This window comes from Actinomadura meridiana (assembly GCF_039537545.1).
Taxonomy (GTDB): Bacteria; Actinomycetota; Actinomycetes; order Streptosporangiales; family Streptosporangiaceae; genus Spirillospora; species Spirillospora meridiana.
In genome coordinates, this window is record NZ_BAABAS010000029.1 from 176,970 (window position 1) to 203,403 (window position 26,434).

Genomic DNA, 26,434 nt, shown 5'->3' on the forward strand with positions numbered 1-26,434 from the left:
ACCCCACTTCCTGACGCGGAAGATAACGGACCGTCATTGCGTCCTACTAGGCAGGCCCATGATCCCCCTTGGAGACCTCCCATGACGCAGACGGCCCCCTCGCCGTTTGACACCGCGCCGCCCCGCCCCGTGGACCGGCGACTCCTGATGATCTGCCTGCTCGGCGCGCTCACCGCCGTCGCGCCGCTGTCGATCGACATGTACCTGCCCGCGCTGCCCGCGCTGACCTCCGACCTGTCCACGGGCGCGATGCAGGCGCAGCTCACGCTGACCGCGTGCGTCGCCGGGCTCGCCATCGGCCAGGTCGTGGCGGGGCCGCTCAGCGACGCGTTCGGACGGCGCAGGCCCCTGCTGATCGGCGTCGCCGCCTACGCCGTCGCGTCCCTGCTGTGCGTCGCCGCGCCCTCCGTGGAGACCCTCATCGCGCTCCGGCTGGTGCAGGGCGCCGCGGGCGCCGCCGGGATCGTCGTCGCCCGCGCCATCGTCCAGGACCTCTACGACGGCGTCGCCGCCGCCAAGTTCTTCGCCGCGCTCATGCTGGTGACCGGCCTCGCGCCGATCCTCGCCCCCGTCATCGGCGGGCAACTGCTGAACGTCATGCCGTGGACGGGCATCTTCGCCGTCCTGACGGGGATCGGCGTGGCGCTGTTCCTCGGCGCGCTGCTCGGGCTGAAGGAGACGCTGCCGCCCGGCCAGCGCGAGACGGGCGGGACGCGGGCCACGCTGCGGACGTTCCGCGCGCTCGCCTCCGACCGCCCGTTCGCCGGATACGCGCTGACGCTCGGCCTGTCGTTCGCGACGCTGTTCACCTACATCTCCGGATCGCCGTTCGTGCTCCAGGACATCTACGACCTGTCCCCGCAGGCGTTCAGCGTCGTCTTCGGCGTCAACTCCATCGGCATCGTCGCGGTGGGCCAGGTCAGCGGCATGCTCGCGGGCCGCGTCCCGCTGCGCCTGCTGCTCGCGACGGGGCACGCCATCGTCGTCGCGGGCGCCGTCGCGCTGGTCGTCGTGGTGCTCACCGGAGGCGGCCTGTACGGGGTGCTGCCCGCGCTGTTCCTCGTCGCCGCCGGACAGGGGCTCATCGGCCCGAACACGACGGCGCTGGCCCTGTCGGGACGTCCACCGCGCGTCGCCGGGAGCGCGTCGGCCATGCTCGGCGTGACGCAGTTCGCCGTCGGCGGCGCCGCCGCGCCGCTCGCGGGGATCGCCGGTCCCGACACCGCCGTTCCGATGGCCCTGTCGATCGCGGGCGCGGCGATGCTCGCGGCCGTCGCCACCGCGTTCGCGCTCCGTTCGCGTCGCTCCGCCGCCCTCGTTTCCGACTAATACCCAGGAAGAGGGAATTAATGGTGGAAAGCGCTAGGAGGCCGAGTGAGCGACGACACCTCGCGTGCCACGCCCCGTGCCACGGGGCTTTCCGCCGTCCGCATCGCGATCCCGATGCTCCTGGTCGCGCTGCTGTCCCTGCTGCTCGTGCCCGGCTGCCGCGTGACCGAGAGCGAGGGCGCACGGGACGTCCCGCCGCCCGGCACGCCGACCGCCACCGCCCAGCACGCGCCGCCGAGCGGGCGGCGGCCCGGCGTCGTCAACATCGAGACCGAGCAGTCGCTCAGCGGCATCCGCGCCGCCGGGACGGGCATCGTGCTGCACCCGTCCGGGCTCGTCCTGACCAACAACCACGTGATCCAGGGCGCCACCGAGATCAGGGGCACCGACACCGACGACCGCCGCACCTACCCCGCGCGGGTCGTCGGCTATGACCGGGCGGGCGACATCGCGGTGATCCGGCTGGCGGGCGCGACCCGGCTCAAGGCCGCCGTGTTCGCGCCCGCGGCGGGCGTCGCCGTCGGCGCCCCCGTCACGGCCGTCGGCAACGCGGGCGGCAAGGGCGGCACGCCGACCGTCGTCACCGGCGCCGTCCTGGCGCTGGAGCAGACGGTCACCGCGCGTGACGACACGACCGGCACGTCCGAGCGGCTCACCGGGCTGATCGAGACCAACGCGCCGATCAAGCCGGGCGACTCCGGCGGCCCGCTGCTGAACACCGCCGGACGGGTCATCGGCGTCAACACGGCCGCCTCCACCGGGATCGCCCCGCCCGACAGTGGGTCCGCGCCGGGCGCGGACCACCGGGGGTACGCGATCCCGTCCGAGGACGCCCTGGCCGTCGCTCGGCGGATCCAGCGGGGCGAGTCGTCGCCGACCGTCCACATCGGCCCGACCGCCATGCTCGGCGTGAAGGTCCGCGCCAACGGCGACCGGCCCGGCGTCCTCGTCGCCGAGATCGTGCCCGGCGCCCCCGCCGAGACCGCGGGCGTCCCGGTGGGCGCCGCCATCGTCGCGCTCGGCGGGCAGGCCGTCGACTCCCCCGCCACCCTCACCGCGCTGATGCTCGCCCGCAGGCCGGGCGATATCGTCCGCATCGAATGGACCACCCCGCAGGGGATCCCGATGTCGACCGAGGTCCGGTTGGTGGAAGGCCCGCCCCAATAACCGCCTTTCACGTGCGAGAGTGGGACATCTCCGGCCGAGTAGTAAGGATGTGTGCGATGACGCGGAAGGCGCCCGCCGACGACTTCGACGACGCGGGTCTTGAGGTGTCGGAACCGAAGACGTGGGCGGCGGGCGTGCCGGGGGTCACGACCGCGCTGCGCCAGTCGTACGACCAGATGGGCGTGCGGCGCACCGCGTTGACGCTGCTGCGCGTCAACCAGAAGCGCGGCTTCGACTGCCCCGGCTGCGCCTGGCCCGAGGGCGACCACCGGCACATCGCCGAGTTCTGCGAGAACGGCGCCAAGGCCGTCGCCGAGGAGGCCACGACACGCCGCGTCACCCGCGAGTTCTTCGCCCGGCACACCGTGTCGGAGCTGGCGGGGCGCTCCGACCACTGGCTCGGCCAGCAGGGTCGGCTGACCGAGCCGATGGTGAAGCGCGCCGGGGCCGAGCACTACGAGCCGATCTCCTGGGACGAGGCGTTCGGCCTGCTGGCGTCGGAGCTGACCGCGCTCGGCTCGCCGGACGAGGCCGTCTTCTACACCTCGGGCCGCACCGGCAACGAGGCCGCGTTCGCCTACCAGCTGTTCGTCCGCGCGTTCGGCACCAACAACCTCCCCGATTGCAGCAACATGTGCCACGAGTCGTCGGGGTCGGCGCTGAGCGAGACGATCGGCGTCGGCAAGGGCTCGGTGCTGCTGGACGACCTCCACCAGGCCGACCTGATCTTCGTCGTCGGCCAGAACCCGGGCACGAACCATCCCCGGATGCTGTCGGCGTTGGAACGGGCCAAGAAGGCGGGGGCCCGGATCGTCGCGGTGAACCCGCTGCCCGAGGCGGGCCTGATGCGGTTCAAGAACCCGCAGCGCGCGTCCGGCATCACCGGGCGCGGCACGGCGCTCGCCGACCGTTTCCTCCAGATCCGCCTGAACGGCGACCTGGCCCTCTTCCAGGCACTCAACCGGATGCTCCTGGAGACCCCCGACGCCATCGACCGCGACTTCATCGACGCCCACACCCACGGCTTCGCGGCTTTCGAGAAGCACGCCCGCGCCCTGGACTGGGACGACGTCCTGACGGCGACCGGCCTGACCCGCGAAGAGATCGCGGCAGCGCTCACCGACGTCCTGGCCGCCAAGAAGATCATCGTCTGCTGGGCGATGGGGTTGACCCAGCACCGCAACTCCGTGCCCACCATCCGCGAGATCGTCAACTTCCTCCTCCTGCGCGGCAACATCGGCCGTCCCGGCGCGGGCGTCTGCCCGGTGCGCGGGCACTCCAACGTCCAGGGCGACCGGACGATGGGCATCTGGGAGAAGCCCAAGCCCGAGTTCCTGGACGCCCTGGCAGCCGAGTTCGACTTCGAACCCCCACGCGAACACGGCCTGGACACCGTCGACGCGATCCGCGCCATGCGCGACGGAAACGCCAAGGTGTTCCTCGGAATGGGCGGCAACTTCGTCCGCGCGACCCCCGACTCCGCCGTGACGGAGGCGGCCCTGCGCCGGTGCAGCCTGACCGCGCAGGTGTCGACCAAGCTCAACCGCTCGCACGCGGTCACCGGCGAGATCGGGCTGATCCTGCCGACGCTGGGCCGCACCGAACGCGACGCCCAGGAATCGGGGCCGCAGTTCGTCTCCGTAGAAGACTCGATGGGAATGGTGCACGCCTCCCGGGGCCGTCTCGCGCCCGCGTCCCCGGACCTGCTCTCCGAGGTGTCGATCGTCTGCCGCCTCGCGAACGCGACACTCCCCGACTCGGACATCGATTGGGACGCCATGCAACACGACTACGACGTGATCCGCGACCACGTCTCCCGCGTCGTGCCCGGCTTCGACGACTACAACGCCCGCGTCCGCGAACCCACCGGCTTCACCCTCCCCCACGCCCCACGCGACGAGCGCAAGTTCCCGACCGCGACCGGCAAGGCGAACCTGACGGTGAACGAGCTGGAGGTGCTCCAGATCCCGGAGGGACGCCTGCTGCTCCAGACCGTCCGCAGCCACGACCAGTACAACACCACGATCTACGGCCTGGACGACCGCTACCGGGGCGTCAAGTCCGGCCGCCGCGTCGTGTTCGTCAACCCCGCAGACCTGGAGGCCCTCGGCTTGGCCGACGGAACGATGGTCGACCTGGTGTCGGAATGGACCGACGGCGTGGAGCGCCGGGCACCGTCCTTCCGGATCATCTCCTACCCGACGGCACGGGGCTGCGCGGCGGCGTACTTCCCGGAGACGAACGTCCTCGTGCCGCTCGACAGCACCGCCGAGGTCAGCAACACGCCGACGTCCAAGTCCGTGATCGTCCGATTTGAACCGGTGAGGGCGGTCTAGGCTTTGTGTATGACGAACCTCCCCGAACCCACCGGATCGCCCGGCGCACCGGAGATGCGGGCCGGTGACGCCGACCGCGAGCGGGTCGCGCGGGTGCTTCAGGACGCGGCGGGCGACGGGCGGCTGACCCTGGCCGAACTCGACGAACGGCTGGACGCAGTGTACGCCGCCAAAACCTACGCCGAACTGGAGCCGATCACCCGCGACCTCCCGGCGCCGGGCACGTCGGCGGCGCCGTCCCCGGCCGCCGGGGTGGAGCGGCGCCCGGTCGAGGGCGCCCCGTCCTGGAAGACGGGGATCGGCATCATGAGCGGGTTCCGCCGGTCGGGCGTGTGGAACGTCCCCCGCCGTTTCCGCGCGTTCGCGTTCTGGGGCGGCGGCAAGATCGACCTACGCGAGGCCCGGTTCGAGGAGCCGACCACGACGATCCGGACGATCGCCATCATGGGCGGCTTCGAGATCATCGTCCCCGACGACCTCACCGTCCACGTCAAGGGCCTCGGCATCATGGGCGGCTTCGACAACAGCGCGAGCGGCCCCGGCGCCCCCGGCGCCCCCACGGTCGTCATCAAGGGCTTCGCCTTCTGGGGCGGCGTAGGCGTGAAACGCCGCAAGCCGAAGAAGCAGAAACAACGCACAAAGGAACTAGAACACCCCGAGGCCGGTTAAGGCCCCGGAACAGGACTACCCGGATTGCTGGGCAGGGAAAAGGCAAGGTCTTTCAGTTCTGTGTGAATGATGGTCTGCCGTCCCTGGGCGACGCGCATCCGAAAGGTCTGTGGACCGGGACGGCCAGCTCGGTCCCAGGCATCCCAGGTGGCTTCCACAGCGTCCCACAATCGTGCGGGTCCCGCCTGACGGACCATGTGGTCTGGGGTGAGGGTGGCGGCCGAACCAGTGGTGACGTCAACCAGGTGCAGCACAGGCCCATCGACGGTGTTCTCGGTGGCCAGTTGGACGTCGGGGACGGCCAACTGCGCGAGGAACCGACCGAAGAACCCCTCCTCGGTGGCTTCGTCCACGCGGCTGGGGGCGTGCCGTGCTGGACGCGGTGAGGCGTCGCGGGTGAGGGCGGCCCAGTGCGCGGGGTTCCCGGGTTCGGGACGGTTGTGGGTACGGGCCGCCATGAAGGAGATGGTGCCCGGCAGAAGCGGGCCCTCAGCGGTGGGTTCGCCGCCACTGTCACGGGTGACAGTGAGGAGAGCGCGGGCGTACCCGTACAGCCACCCCGACAACGTGGCAAGGATCTTCCCGCCCGACCGGGTCTGAGCAAGCCAGGGATGCGGCACGGTGCGGACCGAACACGCGGCGACGATCCGGTCGAACGGCGCTGAAGGCCAGTAGCCGTACAACCCGTCCGCCACGGCCAGGTCCGGGGAGTATCCGCCCCCGTACAGGGCGGCCGCGGCCTGTTCCAATCGGTGCGGGTCGATTTCGATCGACGTCACATCGCCTTGGCCCCCGAGCCGTTCACACGCCAGCGCGGTGGAGTACCCGGTTCCAGTACCGACCTCCAGGACATCCTGCCCATCGTCGAGGTCGGCATCCATCCACATCCGCAGCACAAGCGACGGCAGCGTGGAGGATGACGTCGGCGCCCCACCCGCACGGGTCACCGGGTGGCCCCAATCGGGTTCGCCGCCGTCGAACTGCGTGATGAGTGTGGTGTCGGTGTAAACGGCCTTCAACCATCGACGGGTGTCGGTCGCCGCCGTGACGGGTTCCCAGACGACCAGGCCGTGCTCGTCCCGGTGGTCAGTCTGGGCGTAGAAGCCAGGAACGAACCGGTGTCGGGAAACGGTCTCGACCGCGTGCCGCCACGCGGGGTCGGCCAAAAGTCCGGTCCTTGCGAGTTGGTCGGCCAGGGCCGCGCGCAGCGGCTCGGCCGCAGCGTCAATGGCCTGGGCGCTCATCGTTTCGGTTCCTACGGCGGTTTCGGGGCCAGTCTGGCCGGGAGTGCCGGTCATGGCGTCCATCCTGCCTGCAACAAGGCGGCAAACGCCTCAGCGATGGCATCGGAGTCAGGAAGAAATCCCCACTGCCCGTTCGGATTGCACTCGATCCAGATGATACGTCCGGAATCCCGTTCGACGGCGAGATCGAAACAGCCGAAGGCCAACCCGAAATGGTCCAGATAGGCGTGCAACAGTGGCACCAGACAGTCGGGGAGCTGGTATGGCTCGTAGTTCAACTGGTTCCAGTCAGCCGAGCGCCAGTCCAGCGAGTTGCCGGGGCCGGTAATCGCGGTGGCGAACACGCGGCGGCCGACGACGGTGACGCGCAGGTCGGCAACCTTGTCGATCTCTGCCTGGAACAGGTGGGCGGTGACCGCTATGGAGTCGTCCAAGTCGGTCGGAGCGATCCGCTGGGTCCAGATCGCTCCGGCTTGTCCGTCGGCGGGCGGGACGCCGCGGAACGTCTTGTAGACCACCGGAGCATGCTTGGCCGCGAAAGCTCGCGCTGCGGCCAGATCGTTGGTGATCAGAGTCTCCGGAACGCTGAAGCCGAGTTCGGCGGCGGCCTGCAACTGAGCGGGCTTGTAGTCAGCCCGGGCGGTCGCGGCCGGTGCGTTGCACTGCGGCACCGGTAGGTGCGCCAGTAACCCGGCCAGCCCGTGCTGTGCCTCCCGGACCGCGAACTCCCGTGCACGCGGTTCCAAGTGATCGAACCGCCAACGACCGGGCCGTCGATGGTAGATCGACCGGATCTGAGTCAGGTCAAGACGTCGGCTGCCGGTCCGCAGTAGCCCCTCCCACCGGTCACTTTCGCCGCCGATATCGGCGGCGAAGGCCAAGGCGTCCTTCTGCGAACCGATGTCGGCAGGGTCGACCCGAACGACCGGGACCTGACGATCATTCAGCGCGGCTATGACCAGGTCAGCAGTCACATCCTCCAGACCTGTGACCACCAGCACCGCTTCGCCGTGATTCCCTGTGCGGCCGATGTCGGCCCGCTGCCCCACCGGCTCAATCCTGCTCGTAATCGGTGGTGTTGTCGTCCTGTGTTTGCTGCTGGGGCCTGTCACCGTCGCCGCCGCCGGACATCGTCGCTGTGCCCTTGGTCTTGTTCGTGCCGTGTTTGCCCATCTCGACGATCTGGTCCGCGTCGTTGCAGAAGCGGCTGGTCTGTGTGATCGGGTCCAACTCCACCCTTGTGTACGGCACCGGGCCAATGGGAAGCCGTTCAGTCATCCTGCCCCAGCCCCACGGCACCCCTGCGGTATCGACATGATCGTTCACTGCTCATCCTCCTCCTAAAACGCGGGAACATAGCCCAATCTGAATACGAGATTGAAGGAAATCACGGTAACGGTCAACAGCCGCCACCTGTATCACCATTGCGCATCCCCCGTCCACCTTGACAAAGGCGCTTGGCACCCTCATGAACTATCCGGAGGAAGCGGCATTTCTGAAGATCTACTTTACTGTTCGACGGCCATCAATTCGTCATCGAGAATAGAATGTACCACCGAGTCCCGCCAAATCCCACCCACACGGATATGGCCGCGAATTGTACCCTCCTCGATCATTCCGAGCTTGGTCATCAGCTGCCCGGACACATGGTTGCCCGGGCTACGCGCACCCCACAGCCGGTGAAGCCCCAGTTCCCCGAAGCCGAGCCGCAGGAGTAGCCGGACTGTTTCCAGACCAAGGCCCTGGCCCCACCGATCAGCGCGCAGCGCGAACCCGAGCTGGCCACTGGACTGCCCGGGATGCTGGGCATCGACCGCGAGCCGGGCGAACCCGATCACCTCGCCGCCGACCACAACGGCAAGGGAGTACTCGCGCCGCGGGCTCTGCCTCGCCGCTTCGATCACGCTGGTCAGCGTCGCGGTCACCTGCTCGCGTGTACGAGGGTCGAACGACAGGTGCTCGACGACCAGCGGGTCCCCATATACCGCGAAGACCGCATCGACATCATCGGGTGTGAACTCGCGGAGGCTCACGCCTTCGCCGGTGATGAAAACCGGATACATGACCAGGAGGCTAACGGCCAGTCGGCAGTGCCGCAGCTGCCGGTGTTCGCGCGTAAGCTTCGATCTCCTGCTGAAGACTCCTCGCGGCGGGCCCTTGTAGGTGAGGCTCACGGAGGAGGCGATGTACTCGCCTTACGCTGGTGACGATCCCCTCGATCCTTTGATCGACTGGGAGATCCAGCACATCCGACAGCGCCTCCGCTGCACCCTCTACATCGCTCTGGGCAGCGCGCGCCAGCGCCAAGTCGGCGCGGGCCCCCGCCTCATCGCTGAATGACCGGTCAAGGTCAGCAGCCTCCGCATAGGCACCGATAGCGGCTTCCGCCTGCCGCGCAGCATCCTCCTCCGCTCCCGGTAGCCAGATCGACGCATCGGCGGCGTAGTACAGCTGTCGGGGTACGGGAAAGGTCATGATGCCACCGAACTCGTCCAGTTCATCGTGCTCGACGGTCTCGCGTGCTTCATTCGCGCGCTGAATCGTCGCACGACACTGGTCGGCGTCCCCGAGCAGCCCCCAACCGCGTGCCTCCTGCGCGATCAACCACACTGAGGCTGTTCCGTGGGTGGCCGCCGCCGCATCGGCGCCCTGCTGGGCGTACCGGACAGCGTCGTTCGGTCGGCTGGCCCAGTAGGAGATCATCGACCGCAGTCCCGCAGTCCAGGCTTTCAATCCGGCGTGGTCGATGTTGTCGGCGCAGATGAAGGCTGTCCTGGCCTGAGTCAGCGCTGAATGCGAATCGCCAAGGTCGTGACTGGCCTTGGCCAAGATCCCGGACAACACACCCGCGAGCAAGTACAGCTCGGCGGTGTGACGTGGGCGCTGCTGGCCTTCGAGTAGGCCGAACGTGACGTCTTGCAGCTCGGTGAGATCTCCGAGCAGCTCCGGCAATGGCCGCTGCGGGTAGGCCCTAGCCAACCGCGCGACATCATCACGGAGCTGATCAATACCCTCTGGGCCGATGTTGCCGCCCTCGGCGTTGGTGCCGAACCGCATGGCCCTACGCGCCGCCATCTGAACCTGCCTTTCCATACGGGGATTCGCCAGCGGCCAGTGCCGGGACGTTTCCGGTGCTGCGGGGTGAGCTGTGCCGGTGAGAGGGCGCAGAGGAGAAGTGACGTTGCATCTGATCAGCACATCCCGTTCATGCTGCTCCATCTGGTCCAAGGCGTCTGGAGCCAAGAGCCGTAGAGGGGACACCTCAAAAATCGAGGCCAACGTGATGATCTGCGTGGCCAGGGGCGCCCGGCTTCCAGGCCCCGGAAAACCCTCCAGCCGTGACAACAACGGCTGATCCATGAAGGCACCGGGTGCTGCCTCACAGAAGCGTTCCACCAGTACCGGCTGCGACAGCCCAGCGGCCATCCGATAGGCGGCCAGCATCGCCACCCCCGTACGCACCCGGATCTCGGACGCGATCTCGGTGGAGTCACGGCCCTGTCGGGTCATTTGCTCACGTAGCCGACCAATGTCGCGTCTGCTCCACGCGCCCACCAGGCTCCTCCCTTTCATGGTCTCCCGTTCCAGAGTCACCCGACGCGACCAGGTGCGGCAACCCCGCATTTCGGACGCGGCCCGTCCGCGTGACATAGGACGGCCTCTAGCATCGACAAATCCCCAGGTCAGAGAGCTGGATGCGTACATAAGAATTATGTCTCCAGCCCTAGTGACTGTCGGGGTGAAAGCGCGTTCACTAACTCCACATCAACCGGTTAGTGCATCTCGCCTCGAAAGGTAGCCATGAGTGGCACCGGAGCCCGAAACGCTGAGCTTGTCCTAACCAGACGTCCCCGTGTGCGGCTCGACGCTTCCGCTCCGGGGCCTCACTCGTTGTCTCGAAGACCGGGACTGGGCAGGTGCACCCGTTGACGACAAGACCGTGCTGCGGCGCCAGCCACCGAGCGCTCGCGCCGACTCGGCGCGGAGGGTCGACGTCGTGGTCGCACGCACGAACCCCATATTCGACACCAGGGAAATGATCATGACCGCAGAAGTTGCCGACCCCACCAAGGCCATGTTGGCGAAGGCGCACCCCAACTGGAGCATCGTGCACACCGACGTCGGCCGCTGGTGGGCCTTCCTAGACCCAAAGCTACGGCGAAGGGACTCGGACCCCACCCAGATCGTCGACGTGGACGCCGACTCCCCCGAGGAGTTGGACGCCAAGCTCGCGGCGGCCGGGTCATGACACCTCTCGGCCTCGACTACTCTTCCGCCTCCCGGGCCCGGGTCTACGCTTACCTCCTCGGCAGCCGAGACTGCGGAGAGGTCGACAGGAAGACCGCCGAAGCCATCATCGCGGCCTCACCGGACGCGCCGACGGTCGCGAAGGAGAACCTGCTCTTCGCCGGACGCGCGGCACAGTGGGCCGTCGAGCAGTTCGGCATCCGGCAGGTTTTCGACCTTGGTGTCGGCATCGTCGATGACGTCCCGCTCCCCTCGGTCGAGACCTGCGTTCACCAGGCCGACCCGAACGCCACGGTGGTCGCCGTCGATAATGACGAGGTCGTGCTCGCGCATGCGCGAGCACTGCGCCGCGGATACCAAGAGGTACTCAAGGGCGACGTCACCGATCTCGACGGCATCTTCGACCGCCCGGAGCTGGTCGGCCGCGTCGACCTGGCCGTGCCGACGCTGATCGTCTTAGCGGCCGTCCTGCATTTCGTGGACGACCCGGTCGCCGTGATGGCGGGACTTCGGGAACGGCTGGCGCCCGGCAGCGTCGTCATCGTGTCGCACGCGACCAAGACACGCACCAGCGCGGACCGCGTCCACGGGATGACCAAGGCGTACGAACGGGGCAGCAGTTCGATCACCTTCCGCGACGAGGAGGAGATCGGCGCGCTCGCGGAAGGCTGGACCCTCGTTGACCCGCCTGGCCTGGTCGACGTTCAGCTCTGGTCGGCCGACGGAACCTACCGGCGCGCGTCGTATGAGACGGTCCGCGTCGTCGGCATGGCTCTCGTCCTCCCACAGCCGACCGCGATGGAGGAACCGCATGCCCAGACTCGATGACCTCCATGCCAAGCCCGCCTACAGGGACGAGGTGGTCCTTAACACCGAGGTTCCGCAATCGGCCCGTGTCTGGGATCGCTGGCTGAACGGCAAGGATCACTATCCCATCGACCGGCGAGCCGCCGATCGGGTCGCGACGATCTTGCCTGAGATCGTGGACGCCGCCCGCCACGACCGAGCGTTCCTCAGCCGAGTGGTCCGATATCTGGCGGGCGAGGCGGGGGTCCGTCAGTTCCTCGACATCGGCGCCGGGCTACCCACGGTTGACAACACCCACGAGGTCGCCCAGCGGGTCGTGCCCGATGCCCGGATCGTGTACGTCGACGAAGATCCGCTGGTCGTTGCTTATGCCCGTGCGCTGCTCTACAGCAGCCATGAAGGGACCTGCGACACCATTGGCGCTGACGCCCGCGATGTCGACACCATCCTGAACCAGGCCGCCATCACGCTCGATTTCACCCGGCCGATCGGGCTACTGCTGCTGGGCATCCTGGACCACCTGGTCGACGACACCGAGGCGCTCGCCACCGTCGAAAGGCTGGTCGCAGCGCTGGCGCCGGGCAGCCACGTGGCCATCGCCCACCCGACCGCCGCGCTGCACGGCGAGCGGTTTCACCAGGCCATGCGGCTGGTGATGGACATGGGCGGTCCCCCGACCGTCACCCGCACGCCCGAGCAGCTCGCGCGCTTCCTCGACGGCCTGGAACTGCTGAACCCCGGCGTCGTGTCCTGCTCGCGCTGGCGCCCCGACCACTCCCCCTTCGGAACTCCGCCCGAGGTCCTCCAGTTCTGCGGCGTCGCCCGCAAGACCTAGCACGACCCCGGGCGGGCAGCGGTATATCACCCTGCTCCGCCCACGACCTCCCGATACCGCCGACAACGAAACGAAACGATGACCAAGACAACGCGGTCCACGTCCGCCCACACCCGCCAAACCGACACAAAGCCGCTGGCCGACTTCGAGGATTTCATGCGCACCGGGCAGCCAGGCCGCGGACGGCGCGGCGCGCTGATACCGACAGCGCCGCTGGTGCTCTTGCCCGTCGGAGTCGGGATCGCCGACCTGCTCAATGCACTGCCCTACTCGATGGGTACGGTGCTGAGCGGCGTCTTGGCCGTTTTCGTCGTCGGCGGCATCGTGCTGGCCGAGAGGAACGCACACCGGTCTGGCCCTCCAGGCGTGGACTGGGCAAGCGCCGACGCCTACCGCCACCGGCTCATGGCCGATCAGTCGCCCGAGATCCGCGCCGTCCTGAGTTCTGTTCAACGCACTATCCGCAACCGGTTCCGTGCGGCCGACGTCGTGCACCTGTACGCGATGCGGCCCGAGCCCCAGCACGAACAAACGTGCACCATCGACACCGGTGGCTGCCAGTGCGCGCCACTGCGACTCTCGGCAGCGCTGATCCCCTACCGGCGGCACCCGATACTCATGTTCGGTGAACGGCTACTGGCCGAGCCCAAAGCAGCTGCGTTCGTCCTGGCCCACGAGGCGCACCACGCTCGCCGCGGGTCACGGACCCCGCATCGACTGCTGGGCGCGCCACTCCTGGCCGGATGGCTGGCGCTGGGCCTGACTATGCCCCCGCACCTGCTGATCCTGGTCGCCCCCGCCGTGTGGGTAGTCGTCACTGCGACGCAGTGGGCTGATGAACTCGTCGCCGATGTCGTCGCCGCCCGAGCGGTCGGCCCCGACGTCGCCCGCTGCTATTGGGCTCTGGTGCGCAGCGCCCGCCCACGTCCACGCGGCGTGTCCGGGGCGCTGACCGCGGTCGGGTGGTTGTTCTCACCCCATCCGCCCTTCTCCGTACGAGCGGCGCTGACCACCCGCATTCCCAGCCGGACCCCCGGGTCGTCTGGTTCCCCGCGCACCTGATCCTCGCCCGGCCGGAGACACCGGACCGCGACCCAAGCCCGGCCCGTAAAGCGGTCTCTATCCTCTGGTCTCCGGCCGGGCGAACCCGGTTCAACCCCGACAACCGCATGCAAGACACGCGACCCGTTCCCCAGATCGAGAGGCGACACCCATGAGCAAGGTCCGTCGCGGCCCGATTACCCACGTCGCCGTCGACTACGGCCTCACCCTGACCAGCAGCGCCGACGACGTAGACCCGGAGCTGGGCATGCGGCCGGTCAGCAGCGCCGCACAGGTCGTCATCCGGCAGTTGGACGCCGCCGGAATCATCCTGGCGCTGGTGTCCAACACCCTGGCCTGCCAGGACCGGCGCCCGGCTCTCAAAGCCGCCGGGGTCGACGGGCTGTTCTGCGACCGGGTCTACCTCAGCCACGAGATGGCCCTCAACAAGGCCAGCCCTCGTTTCTACAGGCGCGTCCTGGATGACCTCGGGATCGGCCCCTGTGAGCTGGTCGTTTGCGGAAACAACATCGACACCGACGTCTGCGTGCCAGCGGCACTTGGCATCCGGGCCGTATTGCTCGGACCGATCGCAGTCAGCACCCAGCTGCCTCCACGAACCGCCGTGATCAGACACATCGGAGACCTGCCCGTCCTTCTCACCGGAGAGCAGATCACACATGCCTGACAGGCCGATCACCATCCGTGTCGCCACCTACAACCTGCGTGAGGGTGGCCTTGACGGCGGCGGTCCCGACCGTGGGCATGGGGCCGACTCCCGCCTCCGGGACCAGGTCGCCTTGCTCGCGTCCCTCGACCTTGACCTGATCGGCTTACAGGAAGCCCGCTGGGGCCAGGGCAAGCACGAACGCGCGCGACAGATCGCGCGGGAACTCGGGACGTCCTACCACTTCGTCGGTCGCTCGAACTTCTACCGGCTCGACCTCGCCGTGTTCGTGCGGGAAAACGACGATCTCACCGTCGAACGGACCGAGCACCTGCACGGGCCGCCCTGGGTCCATGGACTCACCAACACCCGGCTACGAGTCGCCGGACGCCCCCGGCCCCTGCACTTCCTGGTTGGCCATTCAGCGCCCAGCAGCCCGGCCACGCGCCTCGCCGAAGCCGAGATGGCCACCGTCCACCGACACCTGGACGCCATCTACGTCGCCGACTTCAACGCCGTGGCGATCAACGACGCCCCCGACACCACGGGACTCGACCCGTACAAGGTCGCCAAAAAGCTCGACACATTGCCCGCCGGGGAACTCGCCGCCGCCGGGTTCCACGACGTCGGCGCGCACTGGGGCGACCCCACCCCGACCGTCGGACACGGCGACCACAAAATCGCCTACCGCGCCGATCGGATCCATACGACCGTTCCCGACGAGTGGATCACCGGGTACGGCGTCGAGTGCGGCGCGGACGACCTGTCCGACCACCGGCCCGCGTGGGCCGAGTTCACCATCCCGACCGCGGCCGGGCGGAGCACGCCGAGGCCGCCCGCCCACACCACCCCCACAACCCCCGGAGGATTCCATGCAGGTACCCGAAGCGTTCAGCCCGGCTGAGCGGCTGCACGCCGCCATCCGGGAACGCGCCCCCCAGTTCGCCCTGTCCATCGTCCGCGACGGGGAGACCGGCCTGTCGCACGTGCATGTCACCTGTGGGTACGCCGGGCCATGGACCGCGACGTGGAACGGTGCGAACTACCAGCTGCGAGACCGCGAGACGGACCCGTGGACACAGCTTCCCGCCGACCCGGACGAGGCCGCCGACGCGATCGTCGATGCTCTGCGGTCGATCGACGCTGGCCAGCGGCACTGAGATCCCGCTGCCCGGTGTTGACGGCGGACACCCGGGCTGCGGCACCACACCTGTCGCGTCCCGCTGGACTCACCATGTTTCGTTGGAGGGTCACCATGACCGGCGAGAGCTGCTGCCCTCCGGAGCTGTGCGGCTGACCGACTGAGAAGGCGCCCCGAGTCTGGCCAGGCTGCTCAGGACGCGGCGCCCGCGACGCGGTCGAGCCATTCGCCGAGTAGTGCCGCTTCCGTGGGGGTCAGGCCGGGTGGGGGGTCGGCGCGGAGGGCGGCGCGTAGGGCTACGGCGCGGGCGGCCGGTGAAGGCGTGCCGTTCTGCGCCTCCTTGTGGGGGACGGTGATGGCAGTGATGACGGCCTCGCGGGTTCTGGTCGACAGGTCGTCGTTCGTGCCGGAGATCAGGGCGAGGGTGACGCCCACTCCGGCGGCGCCGACCATCTGGACGGCGGTGTCGGCGGGGACGCGGAGGCGTCCGGCGCGGGCGATGGCGTCGATCAGCTCGACCAGGATGGCGTGGGCCTCCTCGGCGGCCGGGGACGTCTTGCCGGGCTGCCCGTACATGAGGGAGTAGAACTCGGGGTTGGTACGGCCGTACTCGACGTGGACGTCCCAGCCCCGGCGCAGGTCGTCGACCGGGTCGCCGGTGCCGACCTGGGCGCGCTTGGCCGCCACGTAGCGCTCGAACCCGTACGCGGCGACGGCGTCGAACAGCCCCTTCTTGTCGCCGAAGTGGTGGTACAGGGTCGGCGCGCCGATCCCGGCGGCGGCGCAGACGGCGCGGGTCGAGACGGGTTCGCCGCCCGCCTCGGAGAGCAGCCTGGCCGCCGTGCGGATGATCCGCTCGCGGGTGTCGCGGTCCTTCTGAGCAGTCACGACATCAATGTTACAGACCTTCGTTGAGCACCGCTTGCGGTCTGGCTTATCGTTGCTATAGTTACTCATATATCAACGCTATCGCCCTAACGGAGGGGGAAACCGGCATGCGCAGCGCTGTTCTGAACGCGCCTGGAAAGCCGCTGGAGGTCGTCGAGCGGGAACTGCCCGAACCGGGGCCGGGCGAGATCCTCGTCAAGGTGACCGCGTGTGGGATGTGCTTCTCGGAGGTCAACCATCTGCGCGGGCACTATCCGTTCGCGTCGTTCCCGACCGTGCCCGGGCACGAGATCAGCGGCGTCGTCGTCGCGCTCGGGGACGGCGTGCACTGGCCGCAGATCGGGACGCCGGTCGGCGCGCTGTGGCTGTACGGGTCGTGCGGGCACTGCGACCAGTGCGCCCGGGGCGACCAGGTGTTGTGCACCGGGTCGCCCACGCAGGCCACGGGCGTCAACGTCGACGGCGGATACGCCGAGTACTTCGTGGCCCGCGCGGGGTTCGTCGTGCCGTTGCCCGCCGGTCTCGACCCGGTCGCGGCGGCGCCGCTGATGTGCGCCGGGCTCACCGCGTTCAACGGGATGCGGCGGGCCGGGGCCGTCGCCGGGTCCAGGGTCGCGGTGCTCGGCACCGGCGGGGTCGGGGCGATGGCCGTCCGGTTCGCCGCCGCCATGGGCGCGCGGGTCGCCGTCGTGTCCCGGTCCCGCCGGGCCGAGACCGAGATGATCTCCGAGGGCGCCGAGCTGTTCGTGGCGTCCGGCGAGCGGGACCCGGCCGAGGCGCTGCGGGCCTGGGGCGGCGCCGACCTCATCGTCAACGCCGCGCCGGACACCGGTACGGGGCTCGCAGCCTTCGACGGCCTGCGCCCGGACGGCACGCTTCTCTACCTCGGGTTCGGCGGTGAGGGCGTGGCCGTCTCACCGCTGCCGCTGGTGCTGCGGCGGCAGCGGGTGATGGGCACGCCGTGCGGCTCGCCGCACGACCTGCGCGACACGCTCGACTTCGCCGTGGCGCACGGGATCGTCCCCGAGATCACGCCCGTCACGTTGGACGACGCGCCCCGGATTCTGGCCGAGATGGACGAGGGCGTCCATCAGGGCCGAGCGGTCATCACCTTCCCGTGAGGCGCTGCCAGGGACGGATCCGTTCGTAGGCGGCGCAGGCGGCCATCACCAGGGCGTCGGCGTGGCGGGCGCCGACGACCTGGAGGCCGATGGGCAGCCCGCCGGACGTGAGCCCGCACGGGACGCTCGCGGCGGGCTGCTGCGTCATGTTGAACGGGTAGGTGAACGGGGTCCAGCTCGTCCAGCGGCGGGACGGCCACCCCGGCGGGACCTCGTGCCCCGCCTCGAACGCGGCGATCGGCATCGTCGGGGTGAGCAGCAGGTCGTAACGCTCGTGGAACAGGCCCATCAGGCGGCCCAGCTCCATCCGGCGGGCGGTGGCGGTCAGATACTCGACGGCCGAGTACCGCGCGCCCTGCTCGCAGATCTCCGCCAGGCCCGGGTCGAGCAATCCTCGGGCCCGCGGGGTCAGCTTCTCGACGACCTTGGCGGCGCCCGCGAACCACAGGACCTCGAAGTCCTCGACGGGGTCGTCGAAGCCGGGGTCGACCTGCTCGACCTTCGCGCCGAGTTCGGTGAACGCCTCGGCGGCGGCCGCGACGGACGCCGCGATCTCCGGGTCGACCTGGGCGAACCCGAGGTCGGGGCTGAACGCGACGCGCAGGCCGGTCAGGTCGTCCGGGCCCGCCTCGCTGAACGCGAAGTCCGGCGGGGGCAGCGCGGACCAGTCGCGGCCGTCGGCGCCGCAGACGGCGTCGAGCAGCAGCGCGGCGTCCGCGACCGTGTTGGTCATGGGGCCGGTGTGGGCGAGCGTCCCGAAGGCGCTCGCCGGGTAGTGCGGGATCCGGCCGTAGGTCGGCTTGATCGTGAAGATGCCGGTGAACGCGGCGGGGATGCGGACCGAGCCGCCGCCGTCGGTGCCGAGCGCGAGCGGCGCCATGCCCGCCGCGACGGCCGCCGCCGCGCCGCCGCTCGACCCGCCGGGCGTGCGGGAGACGTCCCACGGGTTGCGGGTGACGCCGTCGATCGGGTTGTCCGTCACGGCCTTCCACGCGAACTCGGGCGTGGTCGTCTTGCCGACGAACACCGCGCCCTGCTCGCGGAGGCGGGCGACGGCCGGGGAGTCCTCGTCCCAGGGGCCGGAGCGGTCGGCGGTCGCGGAGCCGCGCAGCGTCGGCCAGCCCCGGGTGAGCAGGATGTCCTTGATCGAGACGGGCACGCCGTCGAGGGGCCCGAGGGTCGCGCCGCGCGCGCGGCGGTCGGTCGCGGCGCGGGCCATGTCGAGCGTGGTCTCCTCGTCGACGACGCAGAACGCGTTGAGCCGGGGGCCGTCGCGCCCGATCCTGGCGAGGACGGCCTCGGCGGCCTCGACCGGGGAGAGCGCCCCGGACCCGTACTCGTCCACGAGCTCGGTCGCGGTCAGGTCGGCCGCGTCGGACATGGCTACCCCCTCTGGTGAGAACCGGCGTGTGAGTCGGTGCCGACATAGCCGAGGCGTTTGTCGACGACGTTGCGCAGCGGGCGGCCGGACAGGTGGCGTTCGAGGTTGTCGGCGAACAGCCGGACCAGTTCGTTCCGCCAGCCGACCACGTCGCCGGACATGTGCGGGGACACGATGACGTTCGGCATGTCCCACAGCGGCGAGGTCCGCGGGAGCGGCTCGTCCTCGAACACGTCGAGCGCCGCGCCCGCGATCCGGCCCGCGCGCAGCGCCGTGACCAGGTCGTCCTGGACGACCAGCGCGCCCCGTCCGACGTTGACCAGCCGGGTGGACGGCCGCATCCGCGCCAGCGCGGTCGCGTCGATCATGCCCCGGGTCTGGTCGGTGAGCGGCGCCGCGAGCACGACATAGTCGGCCCCGGCGAACGCCTCGTCCAGCCGGTCCATCGGATGGATGGTGCCGAGGTCGGGATCGCCGTCGCGGCCGGTGCGCCCGACACCCGCCACGGCGAGGCCCGCGGCCGACAGGCGGCGCGCGATGGCCCGCCCGATCGGGCCGGTGCCGACGACCAGGGCGCGGGCCCCGGTGATCCGTTCGGTCTCGCGGTGCCGCCAGCGGCGCTCGCCCTGGAGCCGGACCGTCGCGGGTAGATCTTTGGCGAAGGCGAGCACCAGCCCGAGGACGTACTCGGCGATCGGCTCGTCGAAGACCCCCCGCGAGTTGGTGACGATCGTGTCACCCTCGACGAGGGCGGGGAACAGCAGCCGGTCGACTCCGGCGCTCGCGATGTGCACCCAGCCGGGGCCCCCGGACGACGGCCACGCGGCGGCCAGCGCGTCGGACAGGAAGTCCCACACGAACAGGACGTCGGCGCCCGGAAGTGCCTCCGCCAGGCCGGATTCGCGGACGAGCCGGACGCGCGCGAGCCGCTCCACCGCGGCGATGCCGGGCGGCGGGACGTCCCCGGTCAGCACCACCACGTCGGGCGGGCCGCCGGGTGCGGGCTGGACGTGCTCCATCGGCGCCACTTCCAGAGGAGTGCGGAGTTTAAAGGGAATACGGGGAGGCATTGACACGCTAGGAAGCGTTCGTAGGATTGTCAACAATCAGCGCGATGCACCACGGCCCCGGTGATCGCACTGAGAACGTGTGCTGCAAGACCGTCGCAACCGCTGCCCAGCAAGGCCAGGACGGATCCCAGAGCGCTCTAACGAACCCCTCTCGGGGGGCGTGGGGGGGTGTTCCCCCCCACAAACATGGAGAGTCCTTCGGGTGGCGACGCTTTCGCCCACCCCTGTTCATGGGGAGGTCCAGCATGCCCAAGCTCATGACCATCACCCTGGAGCGTCGCGGCGTCTCGTGCGTCGCGGAGCTGCTGGAAAAGGACGCGCCCCGCACGTGTGAAGCGGTCTGGCGAGCCCTGCCCCTCGGTGGCGAGGCATACCACGCCAAGTACGCCCGCAACGAGGTGTACACCATGGTCGAGCGGTTCTCCGAGGAGGAGGTCGGCCAGGAGAACCCCACCGTCACCCCCATCCCCGGCGACGTCGTCTACTTCTCGTTCCCCGGCGGCATGCTGGACCGGAAGTTCAAAGAGGAGAAGAACATCCACGCGCTGCCGGGCGTGATCGACCTAGCGATCTTCTACGGCCGCAACAACCTGCTGCTCAACGGGGACGTCGGCTGGGTCCCCGGCAACGTGTACGCGACGATCGTCGACGGTCTCGACCGGATGGCCGAGGCGTGCAACGACGTCTGGCGGTCCGGCGGAATCGGCGAGCGTCTCGTCTACAGCCGTGCCGAGTCCTAGAGCGGTGGCAGCGCAGATGACATTCGACCCCACGCTGGTCGTCGGCCCCGAGCTGCTCGCCCAGCACGGCATCGGGGTGGTCGCGCCGTTCGACTTCGCCCTCGACCGTGAGCTGTGGCGGTGGACGCCCGACGACGTGTCGCTGTACATGACCCGGCTCCCCTACGTCCCGGTGCCGGTCACGGTCGAGATGGCGTCCGCGCTGTCGGACCAGTCGATCGTCCGGCAGGCCACCCGCGACGTGCTGGCCCCCGAGCCCCTCGCCGTCGCGTACGCCTGCGCGTCGGGCAGCTTCATCCGCGGCAAGGAGGGCGAGCAGGAGCTGCACCGGTCGATGCTGTCGGCGGGCGCGCCGGTGTCGACGACGACGTCCGGGGCGCTGGTGGAGTCGCTGGGGTTGCTCGGCGTCAAGCGCATCGCGGTCGTCACCCCCTACATCGACGCGGTCACCGAGCGGCTGGTGTCGTTCCTCCGCGAGTACGGCATCGAGGTCGTCTCGTCCGTCGGGATGGGGCTGCTCAGCCACATCTGGAAGGTCGGGTACGGCGAGATCGTGTCGGCGGTGTCGTCGGTGGACGGCCCCGAGGCCGAGGCGGTGTTCATCAGCTGCACCAACGTGCCGACCTACGACATCATCGCGCCGCTGGAACAGATGATCGGCAAGCCGGTCCTCACCGCGAACCAGGTCACGATGTGCACGGCGCTGCGCACGATGGGCCGCTCGGCGGCCGGTCCCGGGCAGTCGCTGGTGGCACTGGCCCCGTACACGGCGGCGTGACCGCCACGAGCGTTAGGATTGTCGACTCCATGCATCAGAACGGGTTGAGCGCCGGTTTCCTGTACCCCGGTTACAGCGCCGAGGACGACTACCCGGCCATCGAGAGCGCCATCGGCGGGGTCCGCCTGCCCGTCGTGCACACGCTGATGCGCGAGGACGCCCATCGCGTCGACGCGCTGCTCGACATCGGCGGCCCCGACGTCCTGGCCGACGGCGCCCGCGCGCTGCGCGAGCAGGGCGTCCAGTCGGCCGTGTGGGCCTGCACCAGCGGCAGCTTCGTGTTCGGCTGGGACGGCGCCGAGCAGCAGGTCGCGGGCGTCGCCGAGGCGGCGGGCGTCCCGTCGTCCAGCACGTCGTTCGCGTTCGTGCACGCCGTGCGCGCCCTCGGGCTGACCAGGGTCGCGGTCGCCGCGACCTACCCGACCGACGTCGCCGACCGGTTCGCCGCGTTCCTCGGCCACGCGGGCATCGAGGTCGTGGCGCTGTCGTGCCGCGGCATCGTGACCGCCGCCGAGGTCGGCACCCTCGGCCGCGACGAGGTGCTGGCGTTCGTCGCGGCCAACGACCATCCGGACGCCGAGGCGGTGCTCGTCCCCGACACCGCGCTGCACACCGTGTCCTGGCTCGACGAGCTGGAGACGCGGGTCGGCAAGCCGGTCCTGACCGCCAACCAGGTGAGCGTGTGGGAGGGTCTGCGGCTCGCGTCCGGTCAGCGGGGTCTCACGCCGCGCACCGGGCTGGGTCGGCTGTTCGCCGTCTCCCCGGAGCAGGCACGACATATCGAATAGCGATGAAGGAAAGGGGCCCCCGGCATGGGCCAGTTGGGTGAACTGGAACCTGTCCCCCGCAAGTCGACCGTCGAGATCGTCTCGGACGAGCTGCGTTCGGCGATCATGTACGGGTCGTTGGAGCCCGGCGCGCAGCTCGGCGAGGCCGAGCTGGCCGCCCGGCTCGGCATCAGCCGGGGGCCGCTGCGCGAGGCGATGCAGCGACTCGTCCAGGAGGGGCTGCTCGTCAGCGAGCCGCACCGCGGCCTGTTCGTGATCACGCTGGACGCGGGCGACGTCGAGGACGTCTACCTGGCCCGGCTCGCGATCGAGCGGGAGGCCTGCCGCCTGATCATGAACCGGAACCGGGGTGAGGCGGTCGCCCGGCTCACCGACGCGCTCGACGCGCTGGTCGAGGCGGCCGACGAACGCGACCGGATCGCGATGAGCGACGCCGACCAGGCGTTCCACGAGGTGCTGGTCAGCTCGTCGGGCAGCCCCCGCCTGGAGCGGATGGCGCACACCCTGCTGGTGGAGACCCGGATGTGCCTGAACGCGCTCCAGGGCACCTATCCGGAGCCGTGCGAGCTGGTCGAGGAGCACCGGCGGCTCGTCGACGCGATCGGCGACGGCGAGGAGGAGCGGCTGCTCAAGCTCATCGAGGAGCACATGACCGACTCCATCGACCGCCTGCGCGTTTCCTAGCTCCCGCGTCGGACATTCAGCTCGCGCGTTGGACATCTAGCTCGCGCGTTGGACATCGCCCCACGGGGCACCTACATTGCAGATTGTCGACAATCTACCGGAGGGACGCATGGCCACCCTGTCACCCCTGCTCAAGCAGGCGACTCCCGTCCTGGCCGAGCGCGGCGAGGGCGTCTACCTCTACGACAAGGAAGGACGCCGCTACCTGGACTTCACCGCGGGCATCGGCGTCACCGGCACCGGGCACTGCCATCCGCGCGTGGTCGAGGCGGCGCGGAAACAGGTCGGCACGCTGATCCACGGGCAGTACACGACGGTCATGCACGAGCCGCTGCTGCGGCTCACCGACGCGCTCGGCGAGGTGCTCCCCGACGGCCTGGACTCGCTGTTCTACCTCAACAGCGGCAGCGAGGCCGTCGAGGCGGCCATCCGGCTGGCCCGGCAGGCGACCGGGCGGCAGGGCATCGTCGTCTTCCACGGCTCCTTCCACGGCCGGACGATGGGCGCCGCCGCGCTGACCACGGCGGGACCGAAGTTCCGCGCCGGGATCGGCCCGCTGATGCCGGGCGCCGCCATCGCGCCGTTCCCGCAGGCGTACCGGTACGGCTGGTCGGAGGAGGAGGCGACCCGGTTCGCGCTGCGCGAACTGGACTACCTGCTCGCCACGGCGAGCCCCGTCTCCGACACCGCCGCGTTCATCGTCGAGCCCGTGCTCGGCGAGGGCGGCTACATCCCCGCGCCGCCCGCGTTCCTGGAGGGGCTGCGCGAGCGCGCCGACCGGCACGGCATCCTGCTGATCATGGACGAGGTGCAGACCGGGTTCGGCCGGACGGGCCGGTTCTGGGGCCACCAGCACGCCGCCGTCCGTCCCGACATCCTCATCACCGCCAAGGGCCTGGCCAGCGGGTTCCCGCTGTCGGCCATCGCCGCGCCGACCGAGCTGATGGAGAAGGCGTGGCCGGGGTCGCAGGGCGGCACCTACGGCGGCAACGCGGTGTCCTGCGCGGCGGCGCTCGCGACGCTGGAGGTCATCCGGGACGAGGACCTCGTCGGCAACTCCGCCCGGCAGGGCGCCCGGCTGAACGACGGACTCCGCAAGGTCGCCGCCGACCATCCGGGTATCGGGGACGTGCGCGGCCTCGGGCTGATGCAGGCCGCCGAGTTCACCGGCCCGGACGGCGAGCCCGACCCGGGGACGGCGCAGCGCGCGCACAAGGCCGCCGCCGACCGGGGGCTGCTGCTGCTGACCTGCGGCGCGTACGGCAACGTCGTCCGGATGATCCCGCCGCTGATCGTCACCGCGGACCAGCTCGACGAGGCGCTCACCCTCTGGACGGCGGCCGTCTCCGACGCCACGTCCTGACCCCGCGACCGTCTGACCGAAACACCGGACGCGCGCCCGATCGACGCGAGACCCTCACCCGCGGCCCGGCCGGGAATCCTCAGCCGCGGGTGAGGCCGTCGACGAGGGCGCGCAGGCCGTCCTGGTACGTGTCCCGCGCGGTCAGCTCGGTCCACCGCCCGGCCAGCGAGGCGAGGGTGGGCAGCTCGCCGGGGTCGAGTTCGGTGAAGACGCGGTCGCGGTAGGTGGGCCGGTCGTCGCGCTCGCGCCTGCGGGCCGACGCGGTCCGCACGGTCAGCTCCCCGACCGTGTAGTACCAGATCGCCCGATAGGCGTGGACGGCCCGCTCGGTCGTGAGGCCGCACTCCACGAGGGCGCCGACGATGCGCTCGCTGTACCAGAGCGCCGACACCGACATCAGGTCGTCGGCGGCCGGCAACTCCACCGCCCACGGCCGCTCGACGAGTGACGCGCGGATCGCGGTCGCCAGCACGATGACGCGCTCGCGTGGGTCGGCGGGCAGCTCCGGCCTGCGTTGCGCCTCCTCGGCGACGGCGTCCATCAGCAGGACGAGCAGCTCCTCCTTGTCGCGCACGTGGTGGTAGAGCGCCATCGGCGTGCTGCCCACCTCCCCGGCCAGCCGCCGCATCGTCAGCCGGTCGACGCCCTCGTCCTCCTCGACGATCCGGCGCGCGGCCTCGATGATCTCCGCGCGGGAGATGCGGGGCGGCCTGCCCCGCCTGGCGGATGGCTGTGGCATGGGTCCCATCATTCCCGGCTCGACATCCGGCGGTGTCGCCGAGTGGGTGTGGCCTCCCTTGCCACGCTGGCCGCGCACCAGACCGGCGGTGCTGTGGATCCGTCCGCTCTGAAATCCGGTTACGCGCTGAGCATCAGCGTGTCCGCCGGGCTGTTCGTCGTGGCGGCGGCCGTGGCGCTGGCCCTCCCCAGCCGCCTTCCCGCCGCGTCCTCTGCCGCGACGGCGGAGGAACGGCTGGAGGTCAGGCCTGGCTGACGGCGCCTTCCTTGAGGAGGGTCTCGACGTCGTCGAAGCCGAGGTCCGCCAGGATGACGCGGGTCTGGCCGCCGGGTTGGGCGGGGACGCCGTCGGTCGTGGTCGGGGTGCGGGAGAAGCGGGGGGCCGGGGCGGGTTGGCGGTGCCCGGCGAGGGCGGGGAACACGTCGCGGGACGTGTTGTAAGGGTGTTCCGCCGCCTCCGTCATCGACAGGACGGGCGCCACGCAGGCGTCGCTCGGGACGAAGACCGCCGTCCATTCGTCGCGGGTCCGCGTGCGGAAGACGGCGGCGAACCGGTCGCGGAGCACCGGCCACCCCGCGCGGTCGTGCTGGGCGGGAAGGTCTTCGCCGTCGAGGCCGAGGAGGCGGAGGAACTCGGCGTAGAACTGCGGTTCGAGCGCGCCGACGGCCATGTGGCGGCCGTCGGCGGTCTCGTACACGTCGTACCAGGGGGCGCCGGTGTCGAGGAAGTTGACGCCGCGCCGGTCCTCCCAGAGGCCGCCCGCGAGGAGCCCGTGCAGGAACGTCGACAGGTGCGCGGCGCCGTCCACGATGGCGGCGTCGACGACCTGGCCGCGTCCGCTCGCCCCGGCTTCCAGCAGCGCGGACAGGACGCCGACGACCAGGTACAGGCTGCCGCCCGCGAAGTCGCCGAGCAGGTTCGCCGGGACCTGCGGCGGGCCGTCCGCGCGGCCGACGGCGTGCAGCGCGCCGGTGATCGCGAGGTAGCCGATGTCGTGCCCGGCGGTCGGCGCGAGGGGCCCGTCCTGCCCCCAGCCGGTCATCCGGCCGTAGACGAGCCGGGGGTTGCGGGTGAGGCAGTCGTCCGGGCCGAGGCCGAGCCGCTCGGTGACGCCGGGCCGGAACCCTTCGAGGAGGACGTCGGCCTTCTCGACCAGGCGCAGGACGACCCGCCTGCCGCGCTCGTTCTTGAGGTCGATCGCGATGGACCGCTTGCCCCGGTTGGTGAAGTCGGTGCCGCCGGTGGACTCGCCGTCCCGGACGGCCGACGCGCGGTCGACGCGGATGACGTCGGCGCCGAGGTCGGCGAGCAGCATCGCGGCGAACGGCGCGGGGCCGATCCCGGCCAGCTCGATCACCCGTACTCCGGAGAGGGGCCCGGTGCCCATCGGCGACTCCC

Annotated in this window: 28 protein-coding genes; 18 read left to right on the plus strand and 10 right to left on the minus strand. The window is 70.2% G+C overall.

Annotated elements, in window-relative coordinates:
* Window positions 1-81: 81 nt before the first annotated feature.
* The 4 genes from ABD808_RS35850 to ABD808_RS35865 are packed head-to-tail and all read left to right on the plus strand — an operon-like array spanning window position 82 to window position 5,501.
* Window positions 82-1,329 (plus strand): multidrug effflux MFS transporter, encoded by a 1,248-nt coding sequence (locus ABD808_RS35850; RefSeq protein ID WP_344907064.1) that lies wholly within the window; start codon window positions 82-84, stop codon window positions 1,327-1,329.
* A gap of 45 nt (window positions 1,330-1,374) precedes the next feature.
* Window positions 1,375-2,496, plus strand: a complete 1,122-nt coding sequence (locus ABD808_RS35855) for a S1C family serine protease (protein WP_344907067.1) — start codon at window positions 1,375-1,377, stop codon at window positions 2,494-2,496.
* A gap of 56 nt (window positions 2,497-2,552) precedes the next feature.
* Entirely contained in the window at window positions 2,553-4,832 is a 2,280-nt protein-coding gene (locus ABD808_RS35860; protein ID WP_344907070.1) for an FdhF/YdeP family oxidoreductase, read from the plus strand.
* 9 nt (window positions 4,833-4,841) lie between these two features.
* Window positions 4,842-5,501, plus strand: a complete 660-nt coding sequence (locus ABD808_RS35865; RefSeq protein ID WP_344907073.1) for a DUF1707 SHOCT-like domain-containing protein — start codon at window positions 4,842-4,844, stop codon at window positions 5,499-5,501.
* Here the strand turns inward: ABD808_RS35865 and tgmC are convergent.
* The 5 genes from tgmC to ABD808_RS35890 form a co-directional block, all read right to left on the minus strand.
* Complete coding sequence (tgmC, locus tag ABD808_RS35870; protein WP_344907076.1) at window positions 5,498-6,799, minus strand: ATP-grasp peptide maturase system methyltransferase; 1,302 nt, start codon at window positions 6,797-6,799, stop codon at window positions 5,498-5,500. The two genes, ABD808_RS35865 and tgmC, sit on opposite strands and share 4 nt — an antisense overlap.
* A complete protein-coding gene (gene tgmB / locus ABD808_RS35875; RefSeq protein ID WP_344907078.1) occupies window positions 6,796-7,794 on the minus strand; it encodes an ATP-grasp ribosomal peptide maturase in 999 nt (332 codons plus the stop codon). Before tgmB ends, tgmC begins: the two co-directional genes overlap by 4 nt.
* A gap of 4 nt (window positions 7,795-7,798) precedes the next feature.
* A complete protein-coding gene (locus ABD808_RS35880) occupies window positions 7,799-8,071 on the minus strand; it encodes a putative ATP-grasp-modified RiPP (protein ID WP_344907081.1) in 273 nt (90 codons plus the stop codon).
* 182 nt (window positions 8,072-8,253) lie between these two features.
* Window positions 8,254-8,808 carry a GNAT family N-acetyltransferase gene (locus tag ABD808_RS35885; protein WP_344907083.1) on the minus strand — a complete coding sequence of 185 codons (555 nt, stop codon included), beginning with the start codon at window positions 8,806-8,808 and terminating at the stop codon, window positions 8,254-8,256.
* Window positions 8,809-8,818: 10 nt separating this feature from the next.
* Window positions 8,819-10,300, minus strand: coding sequence for an NsdA family TPR-like regulatory protein (locus ABD808_RS35890; RefSeq protein WP_344907086.1), 1,482 nt, complete (start codon window positions 10,298-10,300; stop codon window positions 8,819-8,821).
* Between the two features lie 487 nt (window positions 10,301-10,787).
* Here ABD808_RS35890 and ABD808_RS35895 point away from each other — a divergent pair, with 487 nt between their 5' ends.
* The 7 genes from ABD808_RS35895 to ABD808_RS35925 all read left to right on the plus strand — a co-directional run bounded on the left by ABD808_RS35895 (window position 10,788) and on the right by ABD808_RS35925 (window position 15,503).
* Window positions 10,788-10,994, plus strand: a complete 207-nt coding sequence (locus tag ABD808_RS35895; RefSeq protein WP_344907089.1) for a hypothetical protein — start codon at window positions 10,788-10,790, stop codon at window positions 10,992-10,994.
* Window positions 10,991-11,821 (plus strand): SAM-dependent methyltransferase, encoded by an 831-nt coding sequence (locus ABD808_RS35900; RefSeq protein ID WP_344907092.1) that lies wholly within the window; start codon window positions 10,991-10,993, stop codon window positions 11,819-11,821. The genes ABD808_RS35895 and ABD808_RS35900 overlap by 4 nt, the downstream gene beginning before the upstream one ends.
* A 31-nt stretch (window positions 11,822-11,852) precedes the next feature.
* Complete coding sequence (locus ABD808_RS35905; protein ID WP_344907094.1) at window positions 11,853-12,635, plus strand: SAM-dependent methyltransferase; 783 nt, start codon at window positions 11,853-11,855, stop codon at window positions 12,633-12,635.
* Window positions 12,636-12,713: 78 nt separating this feature from the next.
* Window positions 12,714-13,697 carry a hypothetical protein gene (locus ABD808_RS35910; protein ID WP_344907097.1) on the plus strand — a complete coding sequence of 328 codons (984 nt, stop codon included), beginning with the start codon at window positions 12,714-12,716 and terminating at the stop codon, window positions 13,695-13,697.
* Window positions 13,698-13,848: 151 nt separating this feature from the next.
* The gene (locus ABD808_RS35915; protein WP_344907100.1) at window positions 13,849-14,364 is read left to right on the plus strand and encodes an HAD family hydrolase; all 516 of its coding nucleotides are present in this window, start codon (window positions 13,849-13,851) and stop codon (window positions 14,362-14,364) included.
* Window positions 14,357-15,247 (plus strand): endonuclease/exonuclease/phosphatase family protein, encoded by an 891-nt coding sequence (locus tag ABD808_RS35920; RefSeq protein ID WP_344907103.1) that lies wholly within the window; start codon window positions 14,357-14,359, stop codon window positions 15,245-15,247. The genes ABD808_RS35915 and ABD808_RS35920 overlap by 8 nt, the downstream gene beginning before the upstream one ends.
* Entirely contained in the window at window positions 15,216-15,503 is a 288-nt protein-coding gene (locus tag ABD808_RS35925) for a hypothetical protein (protein WP_344907106.1), read from the plus strand. The genes ABD808_RS35920 and ABD808_RS35925 overlap by 32 nt, the downstream gene beginning before the upstream one ends.
* A gap of 173 nt (window positions 15,504-15,676) precedes the next feature.
* On the opposite strand, the gene ABD808_RS35930 is transcribed toward ABD808_RS35925, so the two are convergent.
* Entirely contained in the window at window positions 15,677-16,372 is a 696-nt protein-coding gene (locus ABD808_RS35930; RefSeq protein WP_344907109.1) for a TetR/AcrR family transcriptional regulator, read from the minus strand.
* Window positions 16,373-16,479: 107 nt separating this feature from the next.
* Here ABD808_RS35930 and ABD808_RS35935 point away from each other — a divergent pair, with 107 nt between their 5' ends.
* Window positions 16,480-17,493: an alcohol dehydrogenase catalytic domain-containing protein gene (locus ABD808_RS35935; RefSeq protein ID WP_344907112.1), complete on the plus strand. Its 1,014-nt coding sequence runs from the start codon at window positions 16,480-16,482 to the stop codon at window positions 17,491-17,493.
* Here the strand turns inward: ABD808_RS35935 and ABD808_RS35940 are convergent.
* Window positions 17,480-18,874 carry an amidase gene (locus ABD808_RS35940; protein ID WP_344907115.1) on the minus strand — a complete coding sequence of 465 codons (1,395 nt, stop codon included), beginning with the start codon at window positions 18,872-18,874 and terminating at the stop codon, window positions 17,480-17,482. The two genes, ABD808_RS35935 and ABD808_RS35940, sit on opposite strands and share 14 nt — an antisense overlap.
* 2 nt (window positions 18,875-18,876) lie before the next feature.
* Window positions 18,877-19,893, minus strand: a complete 1,017-nt coding sequence (locus tag ABD808_RS35945; protein WP_344907118.1) for a D-2-hydroxyacid dehydrogenase — start codon at window positions 19,891-19,893, stop codon at window positions 18,877-18,879.
* A 308-nt stretch (window positions 19,894-20,201) separates the two neighbouring features.
* On the opposite strand from ABD808_RS35945, the gene ABD808_RS35950 reads away from it, so the two are divergent.
* The 5 genes from ABD808_RS35950 to ABD808_RS35970 all read left to right on the plus strand — a co-directional run bounded on the left by ABD808_RS35950 (window position 20,202) and on the right by ABD808_RS35970 (window position 24,297).
* Window positions 20,202-20,684 (plus strand): DUF3830 family protein, encoded by a 483-nt coding sequence (locus ABD808_RS35950; RefSeq protein WP_344907651.1) that lies wholly within the window; start codon window positions 20,202-20,204, stop codon window positions 20,682-20,684.
* 16 nt (window positions 20,685-20,700) lie between these two features.
* Window positions 20,701-21,462 (plus strand): maleate cis-trans isomerase family protein, encoded by a 762-nt coding sequence (locus tag ABD808_RS35955; protein ID WP_344907121.1) that lies wholly within the window; start codon window positions 20,701-20,703, stop codon window positions 21,460-21,462.
* 29 nt (window positions 21,463-21,491) lie between these two features.
* Window positions 21,492-22,250, plus strand: coding sequence for a maleate cis-trans isomerase family protein (locus ABD808_RS35960; protein ID WP_344907124.1), 759 nt, complete (start codon window positions 21,492-21,494; stop codon window positions 22,248-22,250).
* Between the two features lie 24 nt (window positions 22,251-22,274).
* Window positions 22,275-22,934, plus strand: a complete 660-nt coding sequence (locus ABD808_RS35965) for a GntR family transcriptional regulator (RefSeq protein ID WP_344907127.1) — start codon at window positions 22,275-22,277, stop codon at window positions 22,932-22,934.
* Between the two features lie 109 nt (window positions 22,935-23,043).
* A complete protein-coding gene (locus tag ABD808_RS35970) occupies window positions 23,044-24,297 on the plus strand; it encodes an aspartate aminotransferase family protein (protein ID WP_344907131.1) in 1,254 nt (417 codons plus the stop codon).
* Window positions 24,298-24,376: 79 nt separating this feature from the next.
* Here the strand turns inward: ABD808_RS35970 and ABD808_RS35975 are convergent, their stop codons facing one another.
* Entirely contained in the window at window positions 24,377-25,036 is a 660-nt protein-coding gene (locus tag ABD808_RS35975; protein WP_344907134.1) for a TetR/AcrR family transcriptional regulator, read from the minus strand.
* A 48-nt stretch (window positions 25,037-25,084) separates the two neighbouring features.
* On the opposite strand from ABD808_RS35975, the gene ABD808_RS35980 reads away from it, so the two are divergent.
* Window positions 25,085-25,291: a hypothetical protein gene (locus ABD808_RS35980; RefSeq protein WP_344907137.1), complete on the plus strand. Its 207-nt coding sequence runs from the start codon at window positions 25,085-25,087 to the stop codon at window positions 25,289-25,291.
* On the opposite strand, the gene ABD808_RS35985 is transcribed toward ABD808_RS35980, so the two are convergent.
* Window positions 25,278-26,423 (minus strand): CaiB/BaiF CoA transferase family protein, encoded by a 1,146-nt coding sequence (locus ABD808_RS35985; RefSeq protein WP_344907141.1) that lies wholly within the window; start codon window positions 26,421-26,423, stop codon window positions 25,278-25,280. The two genes, ABD808_RS35980 and ABD808_RS35985, sit on opposite strands and share 14 nt — an antisense overlap.
* Window positions 26,424-26,434: the final 11 nt, after the last annotated feature.

Coding starts and splice junctions, on each gene's coding strand:
- ABD808_RS35920 (WP_344907103.1), top strand. CDS start 14,357: ATGCCTGACAGGCCGATCACCATCCGTGTCGCCACCTACAACCTGCGT.
- ABD808_RS35885 (WP_344907083.1), bottom strand. CDS start 8,808: ATGTATCCGGTTTTCATCACCGGCGAAGGCGTGAGCCTCCGCGAGTTC.
- ABD808_RS35940 (WP_344907115.1), bottom strand. CDS start 18,874: ATGTCCGACGCGGCCGACCTGACCGCGACCGAGCTCGTGGACGAGTAC.
- ABD808_RS35915 (WP_344907100.1), top strand. CDS start 13,849: ATGAGCAAGGTCCGTCGCGGCCCGATTACCCACGTCGCCGTCGACTAC.
- ABD808_RS35925 (WP_344907106.1), top strand. CDS start 15,216: ATGCAGGTACCCGAAGCGTTCAGCCCGGCTGAGCGGCTGCACGCCGCC.
- ABD808_RS35900 (WP_344907092.1), top strand. CDS start 10,991: ATGACACCTCTCGGCCTCGACTACTCTTCCGCCTCCCGGGCCCGGGTC.
- ABD808_RS35970 (WP_344907131.1), top strand. CDS start 23,044: ATGGCCACCCTGTCACCCCTGCTCAAGCAGGCGACTCCCGTCCTGGCC.
- ABD808_RS35895 (WP_344907089.1), top strand. CDS start 10,788: ATGACCGCAGAAGTTGCCGACCCCACCAAGGCCATGTTGGCGAAGGCG.
- ABD808_RS35860 (WP_344907070.1), top strand. CDS start 2,553: ATGACGCGGAAGGCGCCCGCCGACGACTTCGACGACGCGGGTCTTGAG.
- ABD808_RS35975 (WP_344907134.1), bottom strand. CDS start 25,036: ATGCCACAGCCATCCGCCAGGCGGGGCAGGCCGCCCCGCATCTCCCGC.
- ABD808_RS35945 (WP_344907118.1), bottom strand. CDS start 19,893: ATGGAGCACGTCCAGCCCGCACCCGGCGGCCCGCCCGACGTGGTGGTG.
- ABD808_RS35960 (WP_344907124.1), top strand. CDS start 21,492: ATGCATCAGAACGGGTTGAGCGCCGGTTTCCTGTACCCCGGTTACAGC.
- ABD808_RS35850 (WP_344907064.1), top strand. CDS start 82: ATGACGCAGACGGCCCCCTCGCCGTTTGACACCGCGCCGCCCCGCCCC.
- ABD808_RS35865 (WP_344907073.1), top strand. CDS start 4,842: ATGACGAACCTCCCCGAACCCACCGGATCGCCCGGCGCACCGGAGATG.
- tgmC (WP_344907076.1), bottom strand. CDS start 6,799: ATGACCGGCACTCCCGGCCAGACTGGCCCCGAAACCGCCGTAGGAACC.
- ABD808_RS35935 (WP_344907112.1), top strand. CDS start 16,480: ATGCGCAGCGCTGTTCTGAACGCGCCTGGAAAGCCGCTGGAGGTCGTC.
- ABD808_RS35950 (WP_344907651.1), top strand. CDS start 20,202: ATGACCATCACCCTGGAGCGTCGCGGCGTCTCGTGCGTCGCGGAGCTG.
- ABD808_RS35985 (WP_344907141.1), bottom strand. CDS start 26,423: ATGGGCACCGGGCCCCTCTCCGGAGTACGGGTGATCGAGCTGGCCGGG.
- ABD808_RS35910 (WP_344907097.1), top strand. CDS start 12,714: ATGACCAAGACAACGCGGTCCACGTCCGCCCACACCCGCCAAACCGAC.
- ABD808_RS35955 (WP_344907121.1), top strand. CDS start 20,701: ATGACATTCGACCCCACGCTGGTCGTCGGCCCCGAGCTGCTCGCCCAG.
- ABD808_RS35965 (WP_344907127.1), top strand. CDS start 22,275: ATGGGCCAGTTGGGTGAACTGGAACCTGTCCCCCGCAAGTCGACCGTC.